Raw genomic sequence first — 25,897 nt, 5'->3', positions numbered from 1 at the left:
AAGATGCCAATCTATTGGGTTTAACAATTAAGAGCCCAAAATATACTCTAGGTTTCCTTCTATTTCATCATTAATATAACTTTCTTCTAAAAGAGAATCAGAAAGCAGTTTTTTGTTTTCCTGCAATTTGATGATTTTTTCCTCAACAGTATTTTTAGAAATAAATCGGATTACGTTTACTTTGTTCATTTGCCCAATTCTATGCGCACGCCCAACACCTTGTTTTTCTGCGAAAGGATTCCACCAAGGGTCCAAGAATAAAACGTAGGAAGCTTTTGTAATATTCAGTCCAACACCACCCGCTTTTAAAGAAATGAAAAATAACAACGGATTTTCTTTCTGTTGAAATACTTTTACCTGCTGTTCTCTTTTGTCTGAAGGTGTTTCACCAGTGATTTCGCAAAAATCTATTTTATTTTCCTTGCACCAATCGGTATAGAAATTCAAATTGGTCACAAACGAACTGAAAATGATTACTTTTTGTTTTGCTTTTACTAGATTTTCCAAATAATTAGTAACCGCGATAAATTTTCCAGAATCAATTTCAGATTCCTGATCGACCATTTTCGGGTGATTACTCAATTGGCGCAACTTCATCAAAGTGTTGATAATGCTGATTTTATCTGGAGATCCATCGGTTTTAAGCAAGAAATTACGAGCTTTAGATTTTTCTTTCTCATACAATTTTTCCTGTTCCGGATCCATATCGCAATAATAAATCTGCTCTGTCAATTCTGGCAAATCTTTAAGAACCTGTTCTTTGGTTCGTCGCAAAATATAAGGCTGGATGAGGTTTTTTAATTCGGCTAAAACTTCTTCGTTTTGCTTTTTCTCAATCGGATTTTTGAAATTTTCCATAAAGAAAGCATAACTACCCAAAATATCTGGATTGATAAACTGCATCTGCGACCATAAATCGTCAAGCGAATTTTCGATCGGTGTTCCACTCAAAGCAATTTTATGCCCAGTGCTGATTTTGTTTATGGCTTTAAAAATCTTAGAGTTTTTGTTTTTGATGTATTGGCTTTCGTCCAAAATCAAATAACGGAAATCGTATTTCTCTAAAATTGAAATATCGCGATGAATGATGCTGTAGCTCGTAAAAATCAAATCGGTCGAATTGATTCTGCTTGCCAATGATTTTCTATCGTTGCCCACATATTGCATTTTAGAAAAATGTGGCGTAAACTTTCCAGCTTCATTAAACCAGTTAAAAACCAGCGAAGAAGGCAAAACGATTAAAGCTTTTAATGGTTCTCTTTCAATAGTGGTTTCGTTGGCAAACAAATCAAAATTGGTTGTTTTGGTGGTAAAACCCAATTGTTCCTGAACCGATACTAAAACCGATAAAGTCTGCAAGGTTTTTCCAAGTCCCATATCGTCGGCAAGACACGCGCCCATATTGGAGTTAAAATGCCCTAAAAGCCATTTTACGCCATCAATTTGGTACGGTCTTAGAGTTGCTTTTATCAAATCTGAAGCAGTAAATTCAGCTTGATGGATTTGATCTAAATCATTATCGATTTCTGAAATTCCGTCTAAAGCGGTAAAGTTGCTTTTTCGCAAAAGCAAAAAACCATTTTCTGTTTTGGCCAGTTTTGCCAAAGAACCATATTTGCTAAACCATTCTAACGGAATCAAAAAGTAATTTCCGTCTGGTAAAGGAAAAAGTCTTTCTTTACTTTTTATGTTTGGAATAATTTCGCTGAAATTGATTTTATAATTACCAATCGTAATAATTATTTTGATATCAAACCAGTCTCCAGTTGTTTCTTTTGAGGCAGAAATAGTGTGGTTTCCGGTGATGATTTCTTTGCTTTCCAGTTTTAGATTTTCAATTGTAAAACCTAAGTCTTTCAGCTTTTCTTTATTATCAATAAGCAATTGAATATTGATGTAAGGATCTGAATTTTCAGTTTCAGAATTCAATCCAAACAATTCATTTTTGATTTTTTCTAAACCAATTTCGGATAGTTTTTCGATATATAGATTTTCGTCAGCGCTTCGTTTAAACTGAATAATTCGAGGTTCATTGGCAACGCTGAAATCTACAAAAGAATGTGTTTTTTTTGTTTTGCTTCCGTCAAAAACATAGCCATTATAATCAAAATAAAGATTGAGATAATAACAGTTTTTAAAGAAATCAAATATTGGCTGAATCGTGCAGGAATGGATTTGATCGCGAAGCTCTATTTCAAAACCATTCGCTTCAATGTCAATTTTTTTAGCAATTTCGGGAATGAAATTTTTAAAATAATCATCAACCAATTTAGAAGGAATTTCGATTGATTTTTTCTTTAAAAAAGGAGTTAGTTTTTTGCCGTTCAACTCTTTTAATTGTCCTAGTTTTTTATTGACAATCAGCCAGCCTGGCTCATCAGAAAGAATATCAACTTTATTGTCCATTGGCAAAAATGTAATTTCATTTTCTTTTAATGAAAGGGTATAGGTGATGCCTTCTGAATGTTTATCAAATTGAATTTGCGGTTCAAAATCCAGTGGATCGATGCTGACTCTCGAACGATAAAAATCTTTTTCTGGCCCTAGGTCTATGGACAACGGATATTGCTCTTTTACAATCAAATCGTAAAAAGGACTTAAATTGATTTTTAAATGCTGGCGAATAGCAAAATCAATTTTAGAATCTTTCTGTAAATCGGCAATTGTTTTGGCTGATTTTACTTTTGCGCTGAATTTTTTAAATACAAATTCAGGTTTCAAGGATTCGCAGATTGTAAGAATCTTTTTTGAATTGTGATCTAAATTTTCATAATCGATACCAAAACTTTCCAGCACACCTTTGGTTGCTTTTTTGTCCAGATATTTGATTTCGCTGGTGTTTTCAACAATATATGCTGTAGGAATATAGGCATTCAGATTTTTTTCAAAACTGATGTCAAAACAGAACTGAAATGGTTTTGTAGGTTCCAAAGATTTAGGTTTTTGGTTAGGCTTATAGTTTGGGATTGGGCAAAAAAAGAAAGAGTTTTCAAAATATCAATAATTTGAAAACTCTTTTTAATGAACTTATATCACTTATCTGTGAAAAATTAGTTTTCCTGTTTAAAGCAAAGCGGAATAATTTCGCCTTTTGCCAAACAGTATTTTTCTACCAATTCTGGTGCAATTTTGTTTGTATAATCTTCTTCGATAACAATAAAACCAATGCTTCTTAATTTATCGAAATAATCGCGTCCGTAAATGCGAACGTGATCGTACTGGCCAAATATTCTCGCACGCTCTTTTTGATCTGTAATAGAGTCGTCTGCAAAAGTAACGTCGCGGTTCAAATCTTGCGGTATTTGCAGAACAGCCATTCCACCTGGTTTTAAAACACGATACAATTCCTGCATCGCTTTTGTGTCGTCTGGAATGTGCTCTAAAACGTGATTACATAAAATAACGTCATATTCGTTGTCTTTAAAAGGCAAATTACAGATATCTGCTTTTACATCGGCCAAAGGCGAAAGTAAATCGGTTGTGGTGTAATCAAGGTTTTTTTGCTTGCGGAATCTTTTATAAAAAGCTTGTTCCGGAGCAAAATGCAATACTTTTTTAGGCGCTGTAAAAAAATCAGTCTGATCGTTTAAATACAGCCAAAGCAAACGGTGTCTTTCTAACGAAAGTGTACTTGGCGAAAGCACATTGTTACGCTGTTTTCCGTATCCGTAAGGCAGAAACGATTTAAAACTTTTGCCATCAATAGGATCTGTAAATTTATCTCCTCTTAAAGAGAATGCTAAAATAGGACGAGCCACATAACTCAAACGAATTAATAATGGTCTTGGGATTGTATTTAAAACTAATTTGAAAAGTTTCTTCATGGGGTTGTTTCGCAGAGCTGCACAAAGTGAGCACAGAGTTTCGCTAAGTGTTTATAAATCTTTTTATATTGTTTTTTAAAATTTTTGAATGAAAATTAATAAGCAAACCCAAAGGGTATTCACCAAGTTTTAGATAAGTTAATATCTGTGCAAAATGTACATCTGTAAAAGCTTCTACAGTTTTTAGTTCGATTACAATTTTGTTTTCAATTAACAGATCAATTCTATAGCCATGATCCAGTTTAACATCCTTGTAAATTATAGGCAAAACTTTCTGTCTTTCTACAGCTAATCCGGCATTTACAATTTCATAATATAAACATTCTTGGTACGCAGATTCTAGTAACCCAGGTCCTAGTTGTTTATGAACTTCAATTGCTAAACCTATAATTTTATATGAGATAGTATTTAATTCGTCTTGCGATACTTCATTTTCCAAATACATTTTTCAAAAGGCGTATAAAATAAATTTTGTGTATCTCGGCGTATATCTTTGTGAATCTCTGTGGAATACTCTTAAAGAACTAAAGGCACTTTTCTGAATTCATCTTCTTCATTGCTTTCGATTCCTAGAGCTTTGTAGATATATTGGAAAGTAGATAATAATTCTGGTTTTCCATCAATCAAAGCCACGTCGTGTTCGAAATGCGCACTAGGTTTTCCGTCTGCCGTTAATATTGTCCAGCCGTCTTTAAGTTGTTTAATGTTTCTAGTTCCCATGTTGATCATAGGTTCGATTGCTACAACCATTCCTTCAACAAAAAGCTTTCCACGTCCGCGTTTTCCGTAGTTTGGCATTTCTGGTTCTTCGTGCATTTTTTGTCCAACACCATGTCCGACCAATTCACGAACAACTCCGTAACCGTGAGCTTCAGTATATTTTTGAATCGCATTTCCAACATCTTCTACGCGATTTCCAGCTTTAAATTCTCTAATTCCAACGTAAAGAGATTCTTTAGTAACTCTCAAAAGTTTTTTCACTTCTGGCGCAACTTCACCAATTTCGAAACTGTATGCGTGATCTCCATGATAGCCATTTTTGAAAGCGCCACAGTCAACCGAAATTACGTCACCACTTTTAAGAGGCACATTGTTAGGAATACCGTGAACAACCTGAGCATTTGGACTCATGCAAAGCGAATTCGGGAAATCGTACAATCCAAGAAAACTTGGAACCGCACCGTGATCACGAATAAATTCTTCGGCTAATCTGTCAAGATATAATGTTGTTACTCCTTCTTTAATTTCAGAAGCAATCATTCCTAATGTTTTTGATACGATTAAAGCACTTTCGCGCATTAATTCGATTTCCTCTCTAGTTTTTTGGATGATCATATTTTTTCCATTTTTCAGTTCGCAAAAGTACAACTTTTCATGTGATTTTCATGCGATTTTTTTTGCCACGAATTACACTAATTTACACTAATTAATATTTTAGAATTTAAAAAGAAAAAATTTGTGCAATTCGTGTAATTCGTGGCGACTCATTTTTTTAACTTAATTTCCAGCAAAAAGCCTTAAATTAGTAGTAGAAACGCTTATAATTATGGAAACTATTACAGATCGAGATATAGAAAAGGTAAAGGCTCTTAAAAGAATGAAGAATAACGCTTTGGGACTTTTGGGTATTGCTGTACTGTTATTTTTAATCGCCATTTATTTTAAAATCCCAATACTTCAAGCTTTTAGCGAAGCAGCTATGGTTGGTGGAATCGCTGATTGGTTTGCCGTTGTGGCTTTGTTCCGCCATCCGATGGGGATTCCGATTTGGCATACGGCTATTATTCCGACCAAGAAAAATGAGATCGGAGAAAATCTAGGAAATTTTGTTTCAGAGGAATTTCTGGATCGCGAAAAAATGGAGGTTAAGTTGGATGAATTTAATTTTGCTGTTAAAGCTTCAGAGTGGATTTCTGACGAAGAAAACGCTAATAAAATTGCTGATGTTGTCGCTGTAAATATTATTCCTGGAATTTTACGAACTATTAAAGATGAAGATGTCAAAAGATTTATTCAGGTTCAGTTTAGGGAAAAAATAGAAGGAATTAATTTTGGAGATTGGGTGGCTGTGGCATTAGAACCGCTTCAAAAAGGAGATTTAAAAAATCAGATGCTGACGAATCTTCTTGAAGTTATGAGTAGCGAATTGACTAATAATAAAGATTTAATCAGGCAGAAAGTAAAAGCTTCGACTCCGCTTCTAAGTTTCGGATTGGCAGATAAAAGCATTACAGAAGGCGTATTTAATGGTTTGCAGGATTTTTTAAACGAAGCTAAAAAACCGGAAAGCGCCGTTCGTTTAAAAATTGACGAATATATTTTCAACTTCTTGGAAAAAGTAAAAAACTCCGAAGAAATGCGAATTAAAATCAATGATATGATTTTAGGTTTCGTTGGAAAAAAAGAAGTGCAGGATTATATTAATGGAATTTGGGACGAAATAAAATTATCCATAACAAACGATTTAGATAAAGGTGATGATTCTTCTATTAAAAATAGTATTGCTGGTTTGATCCAGACTTTTGGAAACGGAATTAAAGAAGATCGGATCATGATTGATAAAATCAACAATTTCATTAAAAATGATCTACTTTCCGTTCTTTTAAATAACAAAAAAGTAATCGGAGATTTAATTTCGTCAACCGTAAAAAGTTGGGACGGAAAAGAGGTTTCAGAAAAATTAGAATTAGAAATTGGAAAAGATCTTCAATACATAAGAATCAACGGAACATTGGTCGGCGGTTTTATTGGACTTGTGATTTACGGTGTGGAACAGCTGTATCATTTTGTGTTTTAAACCATATAAGTTATATAAGTAAATGTAAAAAGCTTTGTCTATAATGAAGGTCATTTAAGTAGAATATTTAATTATTTTAAAATGAAGTTGCATCACTTGTATGGTTTAAAACAAAAAAAAGAATCTCGCAAAGTCACAAAGACGCAAAGTTTAAAATTCTTAGCGACTTCGCGTCTTTGCGAGATTTTATTTAAATGAACTTATATGTTCTTTATTTTAGATACAGCTTTTAATTTTCTTATATCACTTATATGGTAAAAAAAACTACAACAACGAATGACAAGTCATTGCGTTTGGCTGTTGAACGCCCATCAATTCTAAAATAGTAGGAGCAATATCACCTAAAACACCATCTTGAATGCTTTTTAGCTCTTTGTCAACTAAAATAATCGGCACTGGGTTTGTTGTGTGAGCCGTATTTGGACTTCCATCAGGATTAATCATCGTTTCGCAGTTTCCGTGATCGGCAATTACGATTGTCGTGTAATCGTTAGCAAGAGCAGCTTCGATAACTTGTTTCGCACAAGCATCAACAGCCTCACAAGCTTTAATTGCAGCTTCCATAATTCCCGTGTGACCAACCATGTCTCCGTTTGCGAAGTTTAAACAAACGAAATCAACTTCACCTTTGTTCAATTCAGGAACAAGAGCATCTGTCAATTCATAAGCACTCATTTCTGGTTTTAAATCGTAAGTTGCTACTTTTGGAGAATTTCTCAAGATTCTTGTTTCTCCTTCAAAAGGAACTTCTCTACCACCAGAGAAGAAGAAAGTAACGTGCGGATATTTCTCCGTTTCAGCAATTCTAATCTGTTTTTTGCCCGCTTTTTCTAAAACTTCACCAAGAGTTTCTGTAATATTATCTTTATTGTAAACCACTTTTACGTTTTGGTACGTTTCGTCGTAGTTAGTCAATGTTACATAATAAAGGTTTAGTTTGTGCATGTTTTGTTCGTGGAAATCTTGCTGAGAAAGCGCTTCAGTAAGTTCACGTCCTCTATCTGTTCTAAAGTTAAAGAAGATCACAACATCACCTTCTACAATTGTAGCAAGCGGTTTTGCATTTTCATCCACAATAACAACAGGCTCGATAAACTCATCAGTAACGTCTTTTGCATAGCTGTCTAAAACACTTGCAACAGCATTTGTAGATGGAGTTCCAACTCCGTTCACTACAAGATCGTAAGCTAATTTTACACGCTCCCAACGTTTGTCACGGTCCATTGCGTAGTAACGCCCAATGATAGAAGCAATTTTTACTGGAGTATCTTTAATATAATCTTCTAAATCGTGAATGTATTTTCCACCAGATTTAGGATCAACGTCACGTCCGTCTGTAAAAGCGTGAACATAAACCTGATCTAAACCGTATTCTTGAGAAGCATCGATTAATCCGCGAAGGTGTGAAGTATGTGAGTGAACACCACCATCTGAAACTAATCCTAAAAAGTGTACTTTTTTATTGTTGTTTTTAGCATAAGTAAAAGCGTCAATTAAAACCTGCTCTTTTGCTAAAGTTTTGTGTTCTACAGCTAAATTTATTTTGGCTAAATCTTGATATACAATTCTTCCTGCACCAAGATTCATGTGTCCAACTTCGCTATTTCCCATTTGGCCTTCAGGCAAACCAACATTTAATCCGTCAGTTCTAAGTTGTGCGCTTGGGTAATTTTGGTATAGACTGTTTATAAAAGGAACATTTGCATTGTCTATTGCAGATACTTTAGGGTCAGGAGATTTTCCCCAACCATCTAAAATCATAAGGATAACTTTTTTGTTCATTACTTTTTGTTTTCTACAAAGATAAGTCATTTCTAAAATTAGCAAGAAAGCTTTGTTGCATTTTATATTTAATAAAAAGAAGGCAGACAAAAAATATTAATTTAATTACAGAAGCCTTTATTTTTTAAAATTAATTCACGCTAAGCTCTCTTTCTGACTTTATTTTTGACTGCATTATAGTCAATAAAATATTTCACACTGATAGAAAAGATGTGGTTTAATGCGTCATTGTTTAGTAATTCTGTAACATTGTGCTTGAAATCTTTATGGATAATGCGTTCAAAATTAGAAGCATTATTTCGGTATAAAGCAGAAAGTTGGCTTCCAGGAGCAAACCACCAAGAATAAGACAAATCGGCATTCCAAGAATAAAAACTCGAATTTTTGTTCTCCGTATATTGCGGATATGGATCTAAAGTCCCATCTGAATCAAGTTTAAGAATGTCTTTGTTTTCTGCCGAAGACCAATATTGGCGTATAGCTAAATTTAAAGTCATAGCACTATTGATTGCATATTTCCCGCTAATAGTGTTTGCGTAAGTAATAACATCGCGATTAGCAAATACAATAGTTTCAGCTGTGTTTTCATTGTCGTCGTCGTCAAAACTATCTATAAAACCTTTGTTATTGTTTCTTTTGAGAAAGCTAAAAGTATAAGTCAGCAGTAATTTATCGCTAAATCGGTATCGAGGCCCAATGTCTACGCCGTATGCCGCGCGGCCGCGTTCGTCTGCAATTGATACGGACGGATTCAAGTCTAAAGCAAACTTATGATTGTAATTGGTAGAAATACTTCCCCAAAAATCTATTTTGCGTGGTATAATTACATAACGGTTTGCTGCTCTTGGTTCATAATAATCGTGAGATTCTAATGGAGAAGCAGTAAAACCAGCTCCATAATAATTATTTCTGACGGTACTAAGATTTACTTCAGCTGCAATTTTATTGTCCTGTACTTTTCCCGATTCGTTATTAAACTCAGCATACATTTCATAGTCAATTCTAAAGCTATTGAAACGCTTAGTCGGATTTAAGATGCGGTAATTTGCGTTCCCGTAAATATTATAGTAATTCGTATAAAAATTAATTCCCAAATCATTTGGATCAAAATCTTTAGACACAAAATCGGTGCCTACGCTGTATCTATAGTTTCCACTTGTTTCTGCCAAACTTACTGTCGAAAAAACACCATTTTTGTCTTTACTGTCATTTATCGAACTGTATTTTACGTTTCCAAATAAACTATACGTATTGGCTTTTGTGTTTAAATCCCAAGCCAGACCCGTTACGTTTGCATCTCTAAAATGCCCGTTGCGAGTAACGTTGGTATTAATAAAAGTAACCGACGAATTTTTTCTGAAACGCTGATCTAAAACCAACACATTATAATTTGTCAAAGGTTCAACAACAGTGCGCCTAGTTCCTCCAGAGATTGTATCTTTTATGGTAGCAAAAGTTTTTTCTGTAACGGCATTTAAAATACCAATTCCGAGTCCGTCTTTTGTTCTTCCTGATAATTTTAAAGCATTAACAAGATTTACGGCAGCGGGCAGTTCTGTAATTTCTTCATTTTCATTTAAAGAAGGATCGACTGATGGCGCGCCACCAATTCTTCGCGAATAAAATATATTTCCTTTACTGAACAAATCCGTTCCTTCTGTAAAAAAAGCTCTATTTTCGTTAAATTGCTGTTCGAAAGGCCCAAGATTTAAAATCTGATCGTCATATTTGGTCTGTCCAAAGTCTGGTACTAAAATGGCATCAATCGTAAAAGCATCCGTTATGCCATATTTAATATCCATTCCGCCTTTGATAGTTCCGTATGTTTTTTGTCCGTCTGAGGCATTTAAATAATACGAGGCATAAGGCATGAAAAACAATCGAGTAGGAGGTTTTATGTTTTCAATTCCTTCTAGAGTTCCTGCCTGTTGCGTAAAAGTACCGATCTTTCTGTCAACAAAATTCCAAGTATATTTAAAGCGTTCGCGTTTAATTTCTCTAAAGAAATTGATTCCCCATGTTTGTTTGTTTTCTGCGGAAAATCGCAAAGCAGAATATGGAATTTTCATCTCAACAATCCATCCATTTTCTGCCAAAGACGCTTTGCTAATCCAAACGGCATCCCAAGAATAATCTTCGCCATTGGCATCGGTCATAATACAATCGCCCTGCACATCGGCAGCAGAAACATAAAACATAAAATCCTGTTGTCCGTCATTAAAACCATTTATAAAAACACCAAAAAGATCTGCGGTTCCAAAATTATCACGCTGCGAAATTTCCTTTAAAATTTTAGAAGGCTCATTATCGTACATCATTGCGCCAATATAAATCGCATCATTATTATATACGACTTTAACTTCAGTGCGTTTTTCGTGTGGAATAGCTTTACCGTTGTCTGGTTCCAGCATAATGAAGTCTGTTGCAATTGGTACATTTTCCCACGCAGTTTCATCGAGTTTTCCATCAATAGTAATAGCAAGTGGAGTTACTTGCGCCTGAATAGATTTTTTCTGATTCTGGCCGTAACTGCTTAAAACGGATAAAAGAAAGCCGAAAAAAAAGATTTTTTTCATTGAATTTTTGTGGGAATTGATAAGCAAAAGTACTTTAATATAGGGATAATAGACTTCATTTTGTTTCACTTGTTACAGTTTAAGTTTCAAAATTTTCATTTTGTTCGCATTTTTTTAAGAAAATAGAGCAAAATGTTAGGATTTTTAGCGTAAGATAAAATCTTACAGAAATAGCATTTTTATGTTAATAATGTTAAAGTTTAAGCAAAAAAAGCCTGAAAATCAGGCTCGTATTTTGCAAGGAGTGATTTTTTTATACTTTTGCCATACCCAAATTTTTTGTTTAACCTAAAGAAATTCAATGATTTACAAAATTTATCCGTTATTTGTGTTTTTGCTATTGTCTTTTGGAAAAGATTCAAAGAACACAGCCGATCTTAAAAAAATTGCCACTGTAAAGACGATTGCTAAAGTCGAAAAAGTTACAGTAGATTCTAAAATCGAGAGCGTTTATAACTCGTTAAATTCCAACAATTTTAAAATGCCTGAACTTAAAACTTTTTCGGAAGCTTTAAAGGGATTTTATTTGCTGAAAGAAAAAGGAGTGATCAAGAAAAATATTCTAACACTAATTGATTTTAGTTTGTCATCAAACACTAAACGTTTGTGGGTTATTGATTTAACTAGCAATACAATCTTGTTTAACTCGCTTGTTGCTCACGGAAGAAATACTGGAGAAGAATTTGCTTCAGCATTTTCAAATCTTAATTCGTCATTTAAAAGCAGTTTAGGATTTTATGCAACCGGTGAAATTTATCAAGGAAAACACGGCGCTTCTTTACGTTTAGACGGTTTAGAAAATGGTGTAAATGACAATGCCCGCGAAAGAGGTGTTGTAATGCACGGCGCAGATTACGTTTCGGAATCTTTCATTAGAAATCATAAAAGATTAGGCAGAAGCCAAGGCTGTCCTGCAGTTCCAGTTGAAATGACTAATGATATTATTCAATTAATAAAAGACAAATCGTGTTTATATATCTATCATCCATCAAGAAGCTTTGAGATGGAAGAGAGGCTAATTTCTTAATTGCGCATATAAATCCGAATCTAAATCATAAATATCAGCTCTGAATAGGAGCTGATTTTTTTTGCTCCAAGCCGTCCAATACCATTGGTATAAAGCATACTTTTTGGTAATCTTAAAGCTCATTGTTATTTTACGTGCAATAATAGTATCGATTCTGTCTTGAGGCCAGTTTCCGTCGACATCTAATATATGTTGAGCCAATTCTAACGGATTTTCAACACGCACGCATCCAGAACTCATGGAGCGGTTATTTCGTCCAAAAACATTACGGTGATTTGTATCGTGCAGGTATACGCTGTGATGGTTTGGGAACAAGATCTTCATTAATCCTAATGAATTATCAGAGCCAGGACTTTGTACGTAACGATAGTTGTTCGGTTTGTTTTCATTCCATGCGACAGGAGACACAACATTTCCAGAAGTGTCATAAATCGTGATGTTTTTCTTGGTCAGATAATTTCGGTTTCTTTTCATAGCAGGAACCACATCTTCTTTTAAAATAGTAGGAGGAACAGTCCACGTCGGATTAAAAACAACCGTTTTTAAATACGAAGTAATAATAGGTGTTCTTCTTTTGCTGGTTCCGACAACAACATTCCTAACTAAAGTAGTGTCCTGATTTTCGACAACATTTAAGCTGTAATCAGGAATATTAATAATAAAGTAATTTTCTGCCAATTCTGACGGATACCATCTCCAACGCTCCAAATTGGCGATTATCTGTTTTTTTCTGCTTTCTTTAGAATAATTTAAAGCACGAATAGTTCCAACTCCGATAACTCCATCTGCAGCTAAGCCGTGTCTCTCTTGAAATTTCTTAACCGATTCGAAAGTCTTTTTATCGTAAATTTTAGTAAGACTGTCTTTTCCAGTCATATCGTTCCAGTACAAAAGCTTTTTTTTGATGTTAATTAAAGCAGGATTGGTGTCGTTCAAAACAATTTTATCGGCAGATTCAATCGTGCTTATATTCTCATCTGGAAATGTATTGATGATTTCAAGTGCTTTTAGAAGCTCTTTGTAGGTTTGTGTTTTAGGCTGAATGTTTTCAACTATGCTATCTAGTTTGTTGTTGTTGAAACCTTTAACAAGAACAGAATTTACATCAAATGTTTTTTCGTTGAGGTCCCAATTCGTGTATAGTTTTTTAGGATCCAATTTTCCTTTATAAAGATGATTAAGGTATTTTTCAAAATTATAAGTCAATAAAATATCATACGTAGCCAAGTCACGATCGTTTAACGAACCGATTTTGCTTTCAAATTTTTTCAGTTGCGATATTTTATAATCTTCTGGTTCTAAGCCTAATTCGTCTGATTTTTCTAATTGCGATAAAACAAAAGTTCTTTTCTTAAGATTTCCCCATACCGTTTGGTTTTCAGATGCAATGTAAAATTGTTTTAAGGTTTCACTTTTAAAAGTGCCTATTATTGCGGTGTCAATTTCAACTTTTCTTTCGTCAGTAAGTATAATGGCTGGTACCTTTTTTTTGACAATAGGTGTAGGTTTTGGATCTTCTTTTTTACAGCCAATAAAAATGCATATTACTATTAGAGAGTAAAGTTTTTTCATATTATAATTTTTTAAACATCAAATAATGTTCGCCAACATCTTTAATATCAAATGATTCACCTAGGGGTTGGTAATTCAGTTTTTGATAAAAGCCAACGGCAGCTGTTCGGGCATTAAACCAAATCAAATCAACTTTGTTTTTATTGCAGTAGGTTTCACAATGTTTAACTAAAGCTTCGCCAAATCCTTTCTTTTGATGGGTTTCTAAAACAGCCATCCCTCGAATTTGCGCTTGATTTTGTGCCGCAAATATAGTGTTGATTTTATTAAATAAGGAAATAATTCCTATTAAATTTTCATCATCAAATAATCCAAAATGATGTGTAGACTCTAAATCGTCGCCTTCAAACACACAGCTTTCTATAGGTTTTCCTTTTCTTAAAACAGGTTGGCGAACAGCATAAGTCTCTTGTGACGAAATTTCTTTGATTGTAATCATGATTTTTTTTAAAAATATTGCATTTATAACTTTTTAATTTTAAATAAGTTATAAATAATTGTTGTTTTTTATTAAATTTTTTTGCCAAAAAGCTTGTTTTTAACTGAACTTTCTTTCTATCTTTGCCGAACCAATGCGAAAGTAGCTCAGTTGGTAGAGCTCCAGCCTTCCAAGCTGGTTGTCGCGAGTTCGAGCCTCGTCTTTCGCTCTAGAAAACAAACTTTTTAGTTTTGTTTTTGTGAAAATAAAATTTTTAATTTTTATTTGTTTTTAAAATTAAACTTTTTAAATTTGCACCCGGTTAATGCGAAAGTAGCTCAGTTGGTAGAGCTCCAGCCTTCCAAGCTGGTTGTCGCGAGTTCGAGCCTCGTCTTTCGCTCTTCAAAAGCCTCAAACATTGTTTGAGGCTTTTTTGTTTTTGTTTGTTTTTTAAACCATATAAGTAATATAAGAAATTTAAGTTTAGCTTTTAAAATTAAACTTATATAACTTATATGGTTTAAAAATTAAAAATTATTTCAGGTGGCTCAAGTCGCTTTCTGTTTCTAATTCTGTCGGATCTTGATTTTGTCTGAACAAGCGAGCTTTCAAGTCTCCTTTCAAGGTGATTTTTTCTCCTTTTACTTCTAACCAGCTTCCTTCTCTTAAACCTAAAACTGGAATTGCGTTGAATGCGTGAAATTCTTTGATTCTTGTTTCACGAGTTTCTCCCATGTGTTTCGATTGTAAATCGGCATCCAAATAATGCGGATTCAGGTTGAATGGAATTAATCCTAAAGTTTGAAAACTCGGAGGATAAACAATAGGCATGTCGTTTGTAGTCTGCATTGATAAACCGCAGATATTGCTTCCTGCGCTTGACCCAAGATATGGCGTTCCATTTTTTACAGTTTCAGAAAGTAACTGCATAACGTTGTTTTTGTAAAGCTGTGTAACTAGCAAAAAAGTATTTCCTCCGCCAGTGAAAATTCCTTCCGCATTTTTTACCGCGTCCTGCGGATTTTCAAATTCGTGAATTCCTTTGACAGCAATGTTGATTGTAGCAAATGCTTCAGCGGCTTTTTTGGTGTACTCCTCGTGCGAAATTCCACCAGGGCGCGCATAAGGAATAAATAATATCGTTTGACAGTTTTTGAAATGTGTTTTTAAAGTAGGTAAAATATATTCTAAGTAGTTGCCTCCGTGCAAGGTAGAAGTACTTGCAATAATAATGCTTTTCATGATTTTTAAACTCAAATTTTTGTTTGTTAAAGGTATTAAAAACTCTGATTTTGTTTAAGTTTTTAAGATTTTAATTAACATATTTTTACCAACTCATTAGTATTAAATTTGGAACTACTTGAGATATTTTTACCGTTTTAAGAATATTTTTAATTTATTTCATTTTGCTGCATAAAATTGCTTGTTTTTTAATTGTTATGGCGGGACAGGTTGGCTGGTCTCAGAGTCAGGATCGTTCTGTTTTTAATGGTTCGGTAGTTTCCAATGCATCAGATTTGGAAGGTATTTATGTAATTAATGCGCAAACCGAAGAAACTGTAACTACAAATGCCTCTGGATCTTTTTCGATTTTGGCAAAAGCAGACGATGTTCTGGTTTTTTCTTCGATAAGTTTTAAAGAAAAAAGGGTTTTACTAAAACAAGAAGATTTCTCCAGTCTCAATTTTACTGTCAATCTTACTATGATTATGTATCAGTTGCAAGAAGTTGTGGTAAAGCGATATGATAATATTAACGCCGAAAGTTTGGGCGTAATTCCGTCAGGGCAAAAAAAATACACTGCAGCAGAACGCAAACTGCAAACAGCGACAGCACTGAATGCAACAGCAAACGGAGGAACAATGGCAGGAGGTTCTGTTTCTGCAGATCCATTGTTTAATTTTTTCTCAGGACGAACAGCGATGCTTAAAAAAGAAGTTGCCGTTGAGAAAAAGGAATTTTTTATGAGGCTTCTGGAAAATATGTTTAGTCTGGATCATTTTATTGACCGATTAAAAATTCCGGCAGATTATGTAAAAGGTTTTGAATATTATGCAATAGAAAATGATAAGTTTACTGCAATTTTGAATTCTAAAAATAAAACTTCTACAGAATTTCTTTTAGGAGAATTAGCTGTAAAATATAAAGAAATGATTGCTGGTGAAAAAAAATAAAATCATATCAATTTTTGTTTTTTTGTTTTTCGTTCAAATTAGTTTTGGGCAAAAAAACGATGCCAAACAATTAGTCGGAAAAGTGTTGGAACATTCTACTCCAATTGAAGGAGTGAATATCATTAATAATAATACTCAAGTAGCGACAGTTTCAGATTCTGAGGGTAATTTTTTAATCACGGCCAAAGAAGGAGATGTTTTGGTTTTTTCTGCTGTCAATTTGGAGCCTTTAAAAAGGAGAGTCGTGCCTGAAGATTTGTATCCGAATACTTTAGTGGTGAAAATGACCGCAAAAGAAGTAGAATTGAAAGAGGTTATTGTAAATGAAAACGCGAATATAACGGCTGAAAATTTAGGAATTATTCCGTACGGACAGAAAAAATACACACCCGCAGAACGAAAAGTTTATACGGCTACTTCAACATCAATTGATAAGCTTTTAAATGGTATTTCGGGGCGAACTGCGATGCTGAAAAAAGAAGTGAATGTAGAGAAAAAGGAAGCTCTTTTTAGAAAGCTGGAATATCTTTTTGAGGAGAATTATTATACTGAAAGATTGAAAATACCTGTAGATTATATAAAAGGATTTCAATTATTTTGTGTGGATGATGCTGAATTTGCTGTATCTTTGAATACAAAGAACAAAACAATGAGTATGTTTTTGATCACAGATTTAGCAAGGAAATATCTAACAATTCTCGAAAATGAAAAATAAATTAGGAGTACTCGTTGTATGCTTATTTTGTCAATTTGTATTAGGGCAAAACGGTTTTAGGAAACCATTACACGGTCAGGTTATAAATGATTTTTTAGCCATAGAAAGTGGTTATGTAATGAATATTAATGCCAATGTCAGAACATTTATTGGTTCTGGCGGTTTATTTGATATCATGGCACAGCCAAAAGATACTTTACTTTTTTCTGGCCTTACATTTCAATCAAAAAAAATAGTTTTAACTGAAAAAGACTGTGCTGAGGTTTTGTTAAAAGTAAAGCTGGATTTGGTAAATAATCAGCTTAAAGAAGTTGTGGTTAAGAAAGATTTGAAGGTTAAATCGCTGGAGGGCGGTTCTCAGAAATTTGTAGACATGCAATTTGAAGATGATAATCAGTCTACAGCAAAAAATACTGCAATGCTCTCAGATCAAACTATAAAATATGGAACCGATTTTGTTCGAATCTTTAAAGATGTCAAAAAGCTTTTAAGTAAAAAAGAAGACGTAAAAGAGGAAGAAGTTACCGATATCGCTTTTGTAGAATATGCTAAAGATAATTTTACGAAAGATTTTTACACCAAGACACTGAATCTTAAGCCCGATGAAATAGAGCTTTTCTTGATGTACTGCTCTAACGATCCGCATTCTAAGCAAATGGTAGATCCAGATCAGAAGTTTCAGCTGATGGATTTCATGATTAATAAGAATAAAGAATTTAAGAAAGCTTCTGCTGTTCAAAAATGAAAAAAAAGTTAGTTTATCCTTTGTTGGGTATTTTATTTGTATTGTCTTCAGCATTTGCTTTTCATAAATTTTATGTTGGTGTTTTTCAGGTAAATTATGCGGCAGAAAAGAAAATGTTGCAGATTACTTCCCGCATTTTTATTGATGATTTGAATAATGCAATGGAGAAGAAGTATCACAAAAAAACATTTGTGGGCACAAGCAAAGAAACTCCAGCAGATGTTGAATTGCTAAAAAAATACCTTTCTGAACATTTTTTAATCAAAGTAAATGGACAGTCAAAAGCAATAACTTTTTTATCTAAAGAAGTTGAAGCTGATGATGTTCTAGTCTGTTATTCGAGAATTAAGGATGTGGATAAATTTAAAACTCTTGAAATTTCTAATACTATTTTGGTAGATTGGAACTCTGAACAACAAAACATTACACATATTTCAGCATTTGATACAAAAAGAAGTATCCTTTTTACAGAATCTTCAAGGAAAGAATTGTTAAAATATTAATGTATTGGTAATATTAATGTTATAATTACTATTTTCACAGCCTAAAGAAATTACCATTAAATTTTTATGAAAAACCTTTCATTATTATTACTTTTTCCTGCAATGTTAATGGCGCAGGATAAAGCAACAACCGCACCTGCTAGGCAACAAGGAAAGTACGATACGAATAAGTTTAGCCAAATGTATGATCTTCTGGCAACACCAAATATGTTTCGTACAGCTTCTGGAGCTCCAGGGCCAGCTTATTACCAGCAGCAGGCAGATTACAAAATTGATGTTGAATTGGATGATAAAAATTCAAGATTAAGCGGATCTGAAACTATTACCTACACTAATAATTCGCCAGATGTTTTGGAATATTTATGGGTACAGTTAGATCAGAATCAGGCAAAAGCAAATACGCAGACTTCATTAGCTGAAAGTGATAAAATTAGTCAGGTTTTGCCGCTTGATGGTTTTTCTTCTAAATATTTGAAAAAAGATTTAGAGCGCGGTTTTAATATCGAACAAGTTAAAGATGCTAAAGGAAGCGCAATGTCATATACCATCAACGAAACTATGATGCGTATTAATTTGACTTCGCCTTTAAAACCAGGAGAAAAAATTTCCTTCTCAATCAAATGGTGGTACAATATCAATAATTATAGAAAAGAAGGCGGTCGTTCTGGATATGAATTATTCGAAAAAGACGGCAATAAATTGTATGTAATTGCTCAGTTCTATCCAAGAATGGCAGTTTACAACGATGTTGAAGGATGGCAAAACATGCAGTTCTGGGGGAGCGGAGAGTTTGCTCTTCCTTTCGGAAATTTTGATGTAAACATTACAGTTCCTGCAGATCACGTGATTGATGCAACTGGGGAATTAATAAATAGAAGCGAAGTCTTTACAGCAGAACAAGTAAAAAGATACGAACAGGCTCAAAAATCATTTGATAAACCTGTAGTTATTGTGACGCAAGCGGAAGCTGAAGCGGCTGAAAAAGGTTTCTCTGAAAAGAAAAAAACGTGGAAATTCAGCGCTAAAAATGTGCGTGATTTCGGAATTGCTTCTTCAAGAAAATTCATTTACGATGCAATGGCTGTTAAGATGGGTAACAGAACTGTTATGGCAGAATCTGTGTATCCAAAAGAAGCAAATCCGCTTTGGGGAGAAACTTCTACAATGGTTGTAGCACATACTTTAAAAAGCTATTCTTCTCATACATTCGAATATCCATATCCAAAAGCAGTTTCAGTTTCTGCAGAAGATCAAGGAATGGAATATCCTATGATTTGCTGGAATTACGGTCGTCCAGATGAAAATGGAGTGACTAGCAAAGAAGTTAAAAACGGAATGATTGGTGTAATTATTCACGAAGTTGGACATACTTTCTTTCCAATGATCGTAAATTCAGATGAACGCCAATGGACTTGGATGGATGAAGGTTTGAATTCATTTTTAGAATATTTAGCTGAGCAGGAATTAGATCCAAATTTCCCTTCAAGAAGAGGACCTGCAAAAAATATTGTTCCGTACATGAGCGGTGACCAAAAGTTCTTAGAGCCAATTATGTCGAATTCAGAAACGATTCACCAGTTTGGAAATAACGCTTACGGAAAACCAGCTACAGGTCTTAATATTTTGAGAGAAGTAGTTATGGGAAGAGAATTATTCGATCATGCTTTCAGAACTTATGCAAACAGATGGAAGTTTAAGCATCCAACTCCAGAAGATTTCTTTAGAACTATGGAAGATGCTTCTGCAGTAGATTTGGATTGGTTCTGGAGAGGATGGTTCTACTCAACAGATTTTGTTGATATCGGAATTAACGATGTAAAACAATATTATGTTTCAGATACTCCAACGACTGATCTTAAGAATGTTAAAGTTAGAAAAGGGCGTTTTGGATTTGAAAAAGGACCTTTTGTTTACTTGGTTTCTGGAGATAACGCAGAAGTAAGCGATTCTAAGAAAAAAGCTTTAAAAGTTGAAGATTTCAAGCCTTTGGCAGATTATGTAGATCAGACATTTACGGCTGAAGAAAAAGCAAGCATTAAATCTCCTAAATATTTCTACGAAGTAGAATTTAATAAGCCAGGCGGAATGATCATGCCTATTTTAGTTGAGATCACTTACGAGGACGGTTCTAAAGACAATTACAAATATCCAGCACAAATCTGGAGAAAAAGTAATGAAACTGCTAGAAAAGTTTACGCTACAACAAAAGCAATTAAGAGTATTCAGATTGATCCGCAATTGCTGACAGCAGATATTGATGTGACCAATAACTCTTGGCCAAAAGTAGAAACAAAGTCAAAATTTGACTAAATAAATAAAATTTAGGATAAAAAGTTCATCAGGTTGAAAAGCTTGATGGACTTTTTTCTTTTTTGAAATGTATTTTAAAGGACTTTTTAAGTTAATTTTAAAACACTAAGCGTTCAAAATTTAATATCTTTGCGACAACAAAAATAAAAGTTATGTTTGGTATAGGAGGAGGAGAATTAGTTTTCATACTGTTTATCGTGTTAATGCTTTTTGGTTCAGACAAAGTGCCGGAAATTGCGCGTACAATGGGGAAAGCAATGGCTCAATTAAAAAATGCAACTAATGATATTAAAAGTGAAATCCAGAAAGGAGCAGAGGCTAATGGTCTTGATTCAAAATCCTTAAGTGATATTACAGGAAATATCAATGCAGAAATTAATAGTGCAAAATCTAATTTACTTGGAGATACAGGAAATCTTTTAGGAGATACTGCTAATGAAATCGAAAAAGTAAAAGAAGATATTGATGCTGTTTCTGGACCTATAAAACGCCAAAGATAATGCTTGAAAAAATACAGGAATTAGATAAAGATCTTTTAATCTACCTAAACGGATTAGGTTCTGAAACATACGATAACTTATGGCTTATTATTACCAGCCAATTAAACTGGACGCCATTTTTCTTATTATTGTTCTATCTTATTTATAAAAAAATAGGAGGAAAGCAAACCCTGTATATTTTACTTTTTATAGCAATTCTGCTTGCTTTTACAGATCAAACTTGCAATTTATTCAAACATACTTTTCAGCGCTTACGACCATGTAATGATCCTGAAGTGAACTCAATCATCAGAGTGGTTCAGGTTAGAAAATCGTTTAGCTTTTTCTCTGGACATGCAGCCAATACAATGGCAGTTGCAACTTTCTTATTTTGGGTTTTAAGACGTTATTTTAAATACATAGGATTCTTATTTTTATGGCCTTTAATATTCGCTTATAGCCGAATTTATTTAGGTTTGCATTTCCCAGGAGATATCCTAGCAGGCTATTTCTTCGGAGCGCTTTTCGGATCACTTTTATATTTGGTTTATAGAAAGCTGAAACCGCAATATTTTCCGGGATAGGTTTTTTTTAAAGCTTCTAAGGGGTTGAGGTGCTGAGCTTCTAAGTTTACCTAAAAAAATAAACGTATTTTTTTAAAAATTTATCAATAGCCTTCAGCTTTAGCTGAAGGTTTTTTTGTGCTCAAAAAGAAAAGGCTTTAGCCAAACATTTAATGTTTTGGCTAAAGCCTTTCTCTTTATTTTTAGCCCACCAGCTAAAGCTGGAGGCAATTCATGTTTTTTTAATCTTAGAGACTTAGCACCTTTAAAAAAACTAATTCAAAACCATTTTCTCACTCCATTCCAATCCGCTTGGAAGTTGTTGTTTGCTAAATTCAATATGAATAACTCTTCTGCGTTCGTTGTTTGTGGTTTTATTTGAGGCATGAAACAATAAAGGTTTCATAATCATGATTCCACCTTTTTCGACTTCGCAAATTGTTTCCTTTTCTTTTTCGAAATCAAGGTTTTCAATTCTCAAAATTCCTTTCGAATGCGAGTTATTTATCACTTTTAAAGCGCCATTGTCTTTAGTGGTTTTATCAATATGAATTCTGATTGTGAAATTGTTTTCTAATATTTCTGCTGGAGGCTGTACAGCAAATTGATTTTGTTTTACAGTCCAGTTTTCAAAATTTTCAACCTCAATTTTTTGATCAACCGAAATTGTTAAATCTTGATGATAAGCCACAAACCAATTCGATTTTTCTGGTTTGTCAAAATAAATGGACTTCGTTATAAAAAAGCCTTCGCCAAAAGTGTCTTCTATAATTTCCTGAAGTTTTTTATTAAAAATAACAGGAAGAGTTTCTGGAACTTCTTTGTGAAATTGTCTGATCGCAAATAAATCTTGTGACTTTCTAAAAGTAGCACTTTCTTGATTATCTGTAGTTTTGTTTTCAATCAAAGAAATTATATTTTCAATTTCATTTTCTGAAAAAACATTATTTATTATTAAAAAGCCTTCGCTATTTACCTGATTGGAGTAAGTCATTGGATTGTTTTTAAAAATAGAAGAAAACCTTAGAGTCTTAGCGGCTTAGTGGCTCAGCAACTCAGCAACTCAGAATTTTAAAGAACTCTCGATACCGTCAATCCATCACGAATTGGCAATAAAACCGTTTCTACTCTTGGATCGTCTTTTAAAAGCTGATTGTATTCTAAAAGTACTTTTGTGCTTACGTCATTTGGGTGAACAGGATCCAGAATTTTTCCGCTCCATAAAACATTATCAGACAAAATGATGCCGCCTTTATTCATTTTTGGGACAATCATTTCCCAGTAATTCAGATAGTTTTCTTTATCAGCATCAATAAAAACCAAATCAAATTTTAGATCTAAATCAGGAATGATGTTTACAGCTTCACCTAAATGCTGAAAAATTTGGTTTCCCCAAGGTGACATATCAAAGTATTTTCGCTGAAAATCGACCAATTCTTCTTTAATATCTATAGTGTGCAATTGTCCATTTTCCTGCATTCCTTCACATAAACACAAAGCCGCATAACCAGTATAAGTTCCAATTTCTAGAATATTAACAGGTCGAATCAGTTTAGAAAGCATGCTTAAAACACGACCTTGAAAATGACCGCTCAGCATTCTTGGCAAAAGTATTTTCTGGTAGGTTTCTTTATTGAGTTTCGCCAACAATTCTGGTTCTTTTTCAGAATGCTGTTCGATATAATCTTCTAATTCTTGAGAGATAAAATGCATGTTGTAGTATCTTGTAATTTAGCGACAAAAATACAAAATTATACACTTAGTATCGGGCATAAAAAAACCATTCGTTTTGCGAATGGTTTCTGTTTAGGATTTAGATGAATTTTATTTTTTCAAAGCTTCATTTACATCTTTAGCTGTTTTTACAGTTCCGTCTTTAGCAGCTTTAGCGGCATTTTCCACTTTTTCAGCGCCTTTTTTAGTAGCGTCTTTTACATCATTTGCTGTTTTCTTAGCTGCATTTTCAACGTCATTTGCTGCTTTTTTAGTAGCGTCTTTAACATCGTTTGCTGCATTTTCAGTAGCATCTTTAGCTTTTGCAGCAGCATTTTCGGCTTTGATTACAGCACTGTCTTTTACTTCTTCGATATCTGTTGTAAGAGAATCAACTTTGTTTCCAAGAGTTAATTCATCTTCTGCAGTTTTTTCTTTTTTCTCGCATGATTGAACAGCGAAAGCTAATAAAGCAATTACAGCTAAACTCAAAATTTGTTTTTTCATAATTTAATTTTTTTTTAGGTTGATAAAACTTAAAGGTTAAATGGCTGAAAAATAAAAGTACAAATTTTAAAATGATTGAGCTCTTTGTAAGATTATTTTTCTTTTAAGAGCAAAACAATTCTTGTGCCAAATTTTGGATTTTTTTGTAATAGCGTTTTAAATTTTAATGCGAAAAAATTATTTTTTGTATAAGCTGAAATTAATCACAATGTCATCTTTGACTTTAATCAATCCGGCCATCTTTACGGGGGCTTCCAATTCAATATCAGAGAATTTTAAATTAAGAGTTCCTTGAATTTTATCGTCGGTATTGTATAAGATAAAATCTTTGTATTTCAATGTTTTATCGGTAATGAAAAAGTTTAATCTGCATTTATAATTTTTTCCGACAGGTTTTATGTCGCTAATGGAAACAGTGCTGTTCGGAAATTTTTTAGCCTTTACAGTTCCTTGTAAATCTTTGGTCATTATCTTATTGCCACAATCAAATTCTGACATTTTGATCTCCGTATTAAAAGTGTTCTTTTTAACTGAATTTACAAAAACAGTATCTTTTATAGTAAAGGTGTTAGAGCAATTGTATTTACCAACAGTTGATAATCCTGTGATTTCTATTTTAATTTTATTTATTACCACAGCAGTATCTTCTGGGAAAAAAGTGGGTTTAGCACTTCCTAAGAAAAAGAAAGCTACTAAACCCATAATTAAGATTAAAAATCTTGTTTTCATTTTTTTTTTTAGAATGAAATTGTAGCTTCGAATACTAAACCATCAAATTTACCTCCGTAAAAGTTGTTTAAATTTCCAGTAGCTGGATCTCCTGTAAATTGAGCGTAATTTTTATAGTTTTGATTAACGTAGTTTAATTTAGCCAAAATGTTTTTAGTCATAAACCAACCTGCACTTGCTTCAAATTTATCTACAGTAACCTTTTGAGCATCAGCATTAGATAATTTTCCAGATACAGTATTGTATTTTCCTCCTATATAGAATTGTTCTGTTTTTCCAAATCTGTAAATAAGCTCTGATGCATATTGATTAGCCGTACGTTTGTCGTCAGTTCCTGCTTTGTCTCCTCCAGAAGCCAATTCGATTGTTCCAAAGAATTCAAGTCCTTTATATTTTACAAAAGGGTTAATCATGTAAGTAGTAGCCCAATTTTTGAAATTTGGGTTGAACGTTGCCTCTGGAGTAGATGTTTTACTGAAACTTGTAGGAACATCGGTAGTGGTTGTAGAAATAACAGTACCATTTGCATCTGTTTTAGTAATGGTATTTTTATAAGCGTTATTATTCAATATACCCCAATAACCAAATCCTGATCTATTAGCAGAATATATGTTTGCGTTACCCAAATTTGCATTGTGGTAATATGAACCCGTTAATCTTACTCTTAAATCTTTATTAAGCTGTTTATCATAACCAAATTTAGCTAAGATTGAAGGACTATGTGTCGTGTTAGCGTTCGGACCAGCGGGATAAAACACTTCTTCATTACTTTGATTTAAATTACCATTTGTAACACCTAACATGCTTACCAATCCGTTTCTGTTGTAGTAAACCTCCATACCCATTTCTGTAGTAAAAGAATACATGATGTTGTTGCCAACAAATGCATTTCTGATGGTGTTACCATTATCTGAACCTCTGAAATGAGCATCACCAAAATTATTTTCCATTTGTCCAATTTTAATGGTAGCATATTTCATTACATCAGCCAAGAAATCTTTTTTGATAAAGTCTAATTTGTCAATTTGCAAGTATCCGCCTTTTACATAAGAATCATTGTGGTGTCTTGAAGCCAAATAAATATCTAAATTTACTCGTACTCCGTCAAACAATTGAGCACCAAGATACATATCGGCTCCAGGAAGCGTAAAATTGTTTTCGGTATTCATTAAGCGGTATCCGGTAATTGTTCTAACAGTGGTCCCGGTAGCTGTAGTAGTCGTAGTTGTAACAGTGTTAGGTTGATCGTTGAATGAATTTGTAGCTTGAAAATCCATGTTGAAAGCACCGCCAAGATCAATACTGAGGCCTTTAAATTCTCGATCGTCTTTTTGAACGTCAAAAACGTTTATACCGTTCTTATCTCTAGAAATTTGGTTTTGCATGTTTCCAAAACTAACTTGTGCATTTACAGCAAGCGTACTTATTAATGTAATAAATAGTATATAAATCTTCTTCATGAC

General features: G+C 33.6%; 23 protein-coding genes and 2 tRNA genes. 11 read left to right on the top strand and 14 right to left on the bottom strand.

The features are described from left to right. Positions 1–27: 27 nt before the first annotated feature. The 4 genes from AC3E9W_RS14025 to map all read right to left on the bottom strand — a co-directional run bounded on the left by AC3E9W_RS14025 (position 28) and on the right by map (position 5,159). The gene (locus AC3E9W_RS14025) at positions 28–2,931 is read right to left on the bottom strand and encodes a DEAD/DEAH box helicase (RefSeq protein ID WP_488768822.1); all 2,904 of its coding nucleotides are present in this window, start codon (positions 2,929–2,931) and stop codon (positions 28–30) included. A 119-nt stretch (positions 2,932–3,050) separates the two neighbouring features. Next, positions 3,051–3,824, bottom strand: coding sequence for a class I SAM-dependent methyltransferase (locus AC3E9W_RS14020; protein ID WP_306161432.1), 774 nt, complete (start codon positions 3,822–3,824; stop codon positions 3,051–3,053). Positions 3,825–3,867: 43 nt separating this feature from the next. Then, a complete protein-coding gene (locus AC3E9W_RS14015) occupies positions 3,868–4,263 on the bottom strand; it encodes a GxxExxY protein (protein ID WP_488768821.1) in 396 nt (131 codons plus the stop codon). A gap of 77 nt (positions 4,264–4,340) precedes the next feature. Beyond that, a complete protein-coding gene (gene map, locus AC3E9W_RS14010) occupies positions 4,341–5,159 on the bottom strand; it encodes a type I methionyl aminopeptidase (RefSeq protein WP_488768820.1) in 819 nt (272 codons plus the stop codon). A 211-nt stretch (positions 5,160–5,370) separates the two neighbouring features. Here map and AC3E9W_RS14005 point away from each other — a divergent pair, with 211 nt between their 5' ends. Next, entirely contained in the window at positions 5,371–6,621 is a 1,251-nt protein-coding gene (locus AC3E9W_RS14005; RefSeq protein ID WP_488768819.1) for a DUF445 domain-containing protein, read from the top strand. Positions 6,622–6,885: 264 nt separating this feature from the next. Here the strand turns inward: AC3E9W_RS14005 and gpmI are convergent, their stop codons facing one another. Both gpmI and AC3E9W_RS13995 read right to left on the bottom strand, forming a co-directional pair. Next, positions 6,886–8,403, bottom strand: a complete 1,518-nt coding sequence (gpmI, locus tag AC3E9W_RS14000) for a 2,3-bisphosphoglycerate-independent phosphoglycerate mutase (protein ID WP_306161427.1) — start codon at positions 8,401–8,403, stop codon at positions 6,886–6,888. Between the two features lie 140 nt (positions 8,404–8,543). Continuing rightward, complete coding sequence (locus AC3E9W_RS13995; protein WP_488768818.1) at positions 8,544–10,979, bottom strand: DUF5916 domain-containing protein; 2,436 nt, start codon at positions 10,977–10,979, stop codon at positions 8,544–8,546. A 301-nt stretch (positions 10,980–11,280) separates the two neighbouring features. Here AC3E9W_RS13995 and AC3E9W_RS13990 point away from each other — a divergent pair, with 301 nt between their 5' ends. Beyond that, complete coding sequence (locus tag AC3E9W_RS13990; RefSeq protein WP_488768817.1) at positions 11,281–12,006, top strand: murein L,D-transpeptidase catalytic domain family protein; 726 nt, start codon at positions 11,281–11,283, stop codon at positions 12,004–12,006. On the opposite strand, the gene AC3E9W_RS13985 is transcribed toward AC3E9W_RS13990, so the two are convergent. After that, positions 11,995–13,578 carry a L,D-transpeptidase family protein gene (locus AC3E9W_RS13985; RefSeq protein WP_488768816.1) on the bottom strand — a complete coding sequence of 528 codons (1,584 nt, stop codon included), beginning with the start codon at positions 13,576–13,578 and terminating at the stop codon, positions 11,995–11,997. The two genes, AC3E9W_RS13990 and AC3E9W_RS13985, sit on opposite strands and share 12 nt — an antisense overlap. Before the next feature lies 1 nt (position 13,579). Then, positions 13,580–14,017 carry a GNAT family N-acetyltransferase gene (locus tag AC3E9W_RS13980; protein WP_488768815.1) on the bottom strand — a complete coding sequence of 146 codons (438 nt, stop codon included), beginning with the start codon at positions 14,015–14,017 and terminating at the stop codon, positions 13,580–13,582. 135 nt (positions 14,018–14,152) lie between these two features. Between AC3E9W_RS13980 and AC3E9W_RS13975 the strand changes: the two genes are divergently transcribed. Further along, a tRNA-Gly gene (locus AC3E9W_RS13975) sits at positions 14,153–14,225 on the top strand. Positions 14,226–14,323: 98 nt separating this feature from the next. Continuing rightward, positions 14,324–14,396: transfer RNA gene (locus AC3E9W_RS13970), tRNA-Gly, on the top strand. Between the two features lie 134 nt (positions 14,397–14,530). Here the strand turns inward: AC3E9W_RS13970 and pepE are convergent. Beyond that, a complete protein-coding gene (gene pepE / locus AC3E9W_RS13965; protein ID WP_488768814.1) occupies positions 14,531–15,238 on the bottom strand; it encodes a dipeptidase PepE in 708 nt (235 codons plus the stop codon). A gap of 164 nt (positions 15,239–15,402) precedes the next feature. Between pepE and AC3E9W_RS13960 the strand changes: the two genes are divergently transcribed. From AC3E9W_RS13960 to AC3E9W_RS13930, 7 genes are all read left to right on the top strand, one after another. Beyond that, positions 15,403–16,170, top strand: coding sequence for a carboxypeptidase-like regulatory domain-containing protein (locus tag AC3E9W_RS13960; RefSeq protein WP_488768813.1), 768 nt, complete (start codon positions 15,403–15,405; stop codon positions 16,168–16,170). 22 nt (positions 16,171–16,192) lie between these two features. After that, positions 16,193–16,885, top strand: a complete 693-nt coding sequence (locus AC3E9W_RS13955; protein WP_456893869.1) for a carboxypeptidase-like regulatory domain-containing protein — start codon at positions 16,193–16,195, stop codon at positions 16,883–16,885. Beyond that, the gene (bamP, locus tag AC3E9W_RS13950; RefSeq protein ID WP_306160915.1) at positions 16,875–17,630 is read left to right on the top strand and encodes a BamP family beta-barrel-assembly machinery protein; all 756 of its coding nucleotides are present in this window, start codon (positions 16,875–16,877) and stop codon (positions 17,628–17,630) included. The genes AC3E9W_RS13955 and bamP overlap by 11 nt, the downstream gene beginning before the upstream one ends. Beyond that, complete coding sequence (locus AC3E9W_RS13945; protein ID WP_488768812.1) at positions 17,627–18,133, top strand: DUF6702 family protein; 507 nt, start codon at positions 17,627–17,629, stop codon at positions 18,131–18,133. Before bamP ends, AC3E9W_RS13945 begins: the two co-directional genes overlap by 4 nt. Before the next feature lie 66 nt (positions 18,134–18,199). Then, positions 18,200–20,443 (top strand): M1 family metallopeptidase, encoded by a 2,244-nt coding sequence (locus AC3E9W_RS13940; protein ID WP_488768811.1) that lies wholly within the window; start codon positions 18,200–18,202, stop codon positions 20,441–20,443. Between the two features lie 152 nt (positions 20,444–20,595). Then, the gene (locus AC3E9W_RS13935; RefSeq protein WP_456893872.1) at positions 20,596–20,943 is read left to right on the top strand and encodes a Sec-independent protein translocase subunit TatA/TatB; all 348 of its coding nucleotides are present in this window, start codon (positions 20,596–20,598) and stop codon (positions 20,941–20,943) included. Then, the gene (locus AC3E9W_RS13930; protein ID WP_306160908.1) at positions 20,943–21,506 is read left to right on the top strand and encodes a phosphatase PAP2 family protein; all 564 of its coding nucleotides are present in this window, start codon (positions 20,943–20,945) and stop codon (positions 21,504–21,506) included. Before AC3E9W_RS13935 ends, AC3E9W_RS13930 begins: the two co-directional genes overlap by 1 nt. Before the next feature lie 253 nt (positions 21,507–21,759). Here AC3E9W_RS13930 and AC3E9W_RS13925 read toward each other — a convergent pair whose 3' ends face one another. From AC3E9W_RS13925 to AC3E9W_RS13905, 5 genes are all read right to left on the bottom strand, one after another. Beyond that, the gene (locus tag AC3E9W_RS13925; protein ID WP_488768810.1) at positions 21,760–22,479 is read right to left on the bottom strand and encodes a phytanoyl-CoA dioxygenase family protein; all 720 of its coding nucleotides are present in this window, start codon (positions 22,477–22,479) and stop codon (positions 21,760–21,762) included. A gap of 77 nt (positions 22,480–22,556) precedes the next feature. Then, positions 22,557–23,198 carry an O-methyltransferase gene (locus AC3E9W_RS13920; RefSeq protein WP_306160905.1) on the bottom strand — a complete coding sequence of 214 codons (642 nt, stop codon included), beginning with the start codon at positions 23,196–23,198 and terminating at the stop codon, positions 22,557–22,559. A 111-nt stretch (positions 23,199–23,309) separates the two neighbouring features. After that, positions 23,310–23,705, bottom strand: coding sequence for a hypothetical protein (locus AC3E9W_RS13915; RefSeq protein WP_306160903.1), 396 nt, complete (start codon positions 23,703–23,705; stop codon positions 23,310–23,312). 177 nt (positions 23,706–23,882) lie between these two features. Then, entirely contained in the window at positions 23,883–24,434 is a 552-nt protein-coding gene (locus tag AC3E9W_RS13910; protein ID WP_306160901.1) for a hypothetical protein, read from the bottom strand. An 8-nt stretch (positions 24,435–24,442) separates the two neighbouring features. After that, on the bottom strand, positions 24,443–25,894 hold the full coding sequence (locus AC3E9W_RS13905) for a hypothetical protein (RefSeq protein ID WP_306160898.1): 1,452 nt from the start codon (positions 25,892–25,894) through the stop codon (positions 24,443–24,445). Positions 25,895–25,897 lie beyond the last annotated feature (3 nt).

Source organism: Flavobacterium sp. 38, assembly GCF_057799715.1.
The sequence above is the reverse complement of the archived record's forward strand: the minus strand, read 5'-3'. Positions and strand labels throughout refer to the sequence as shown.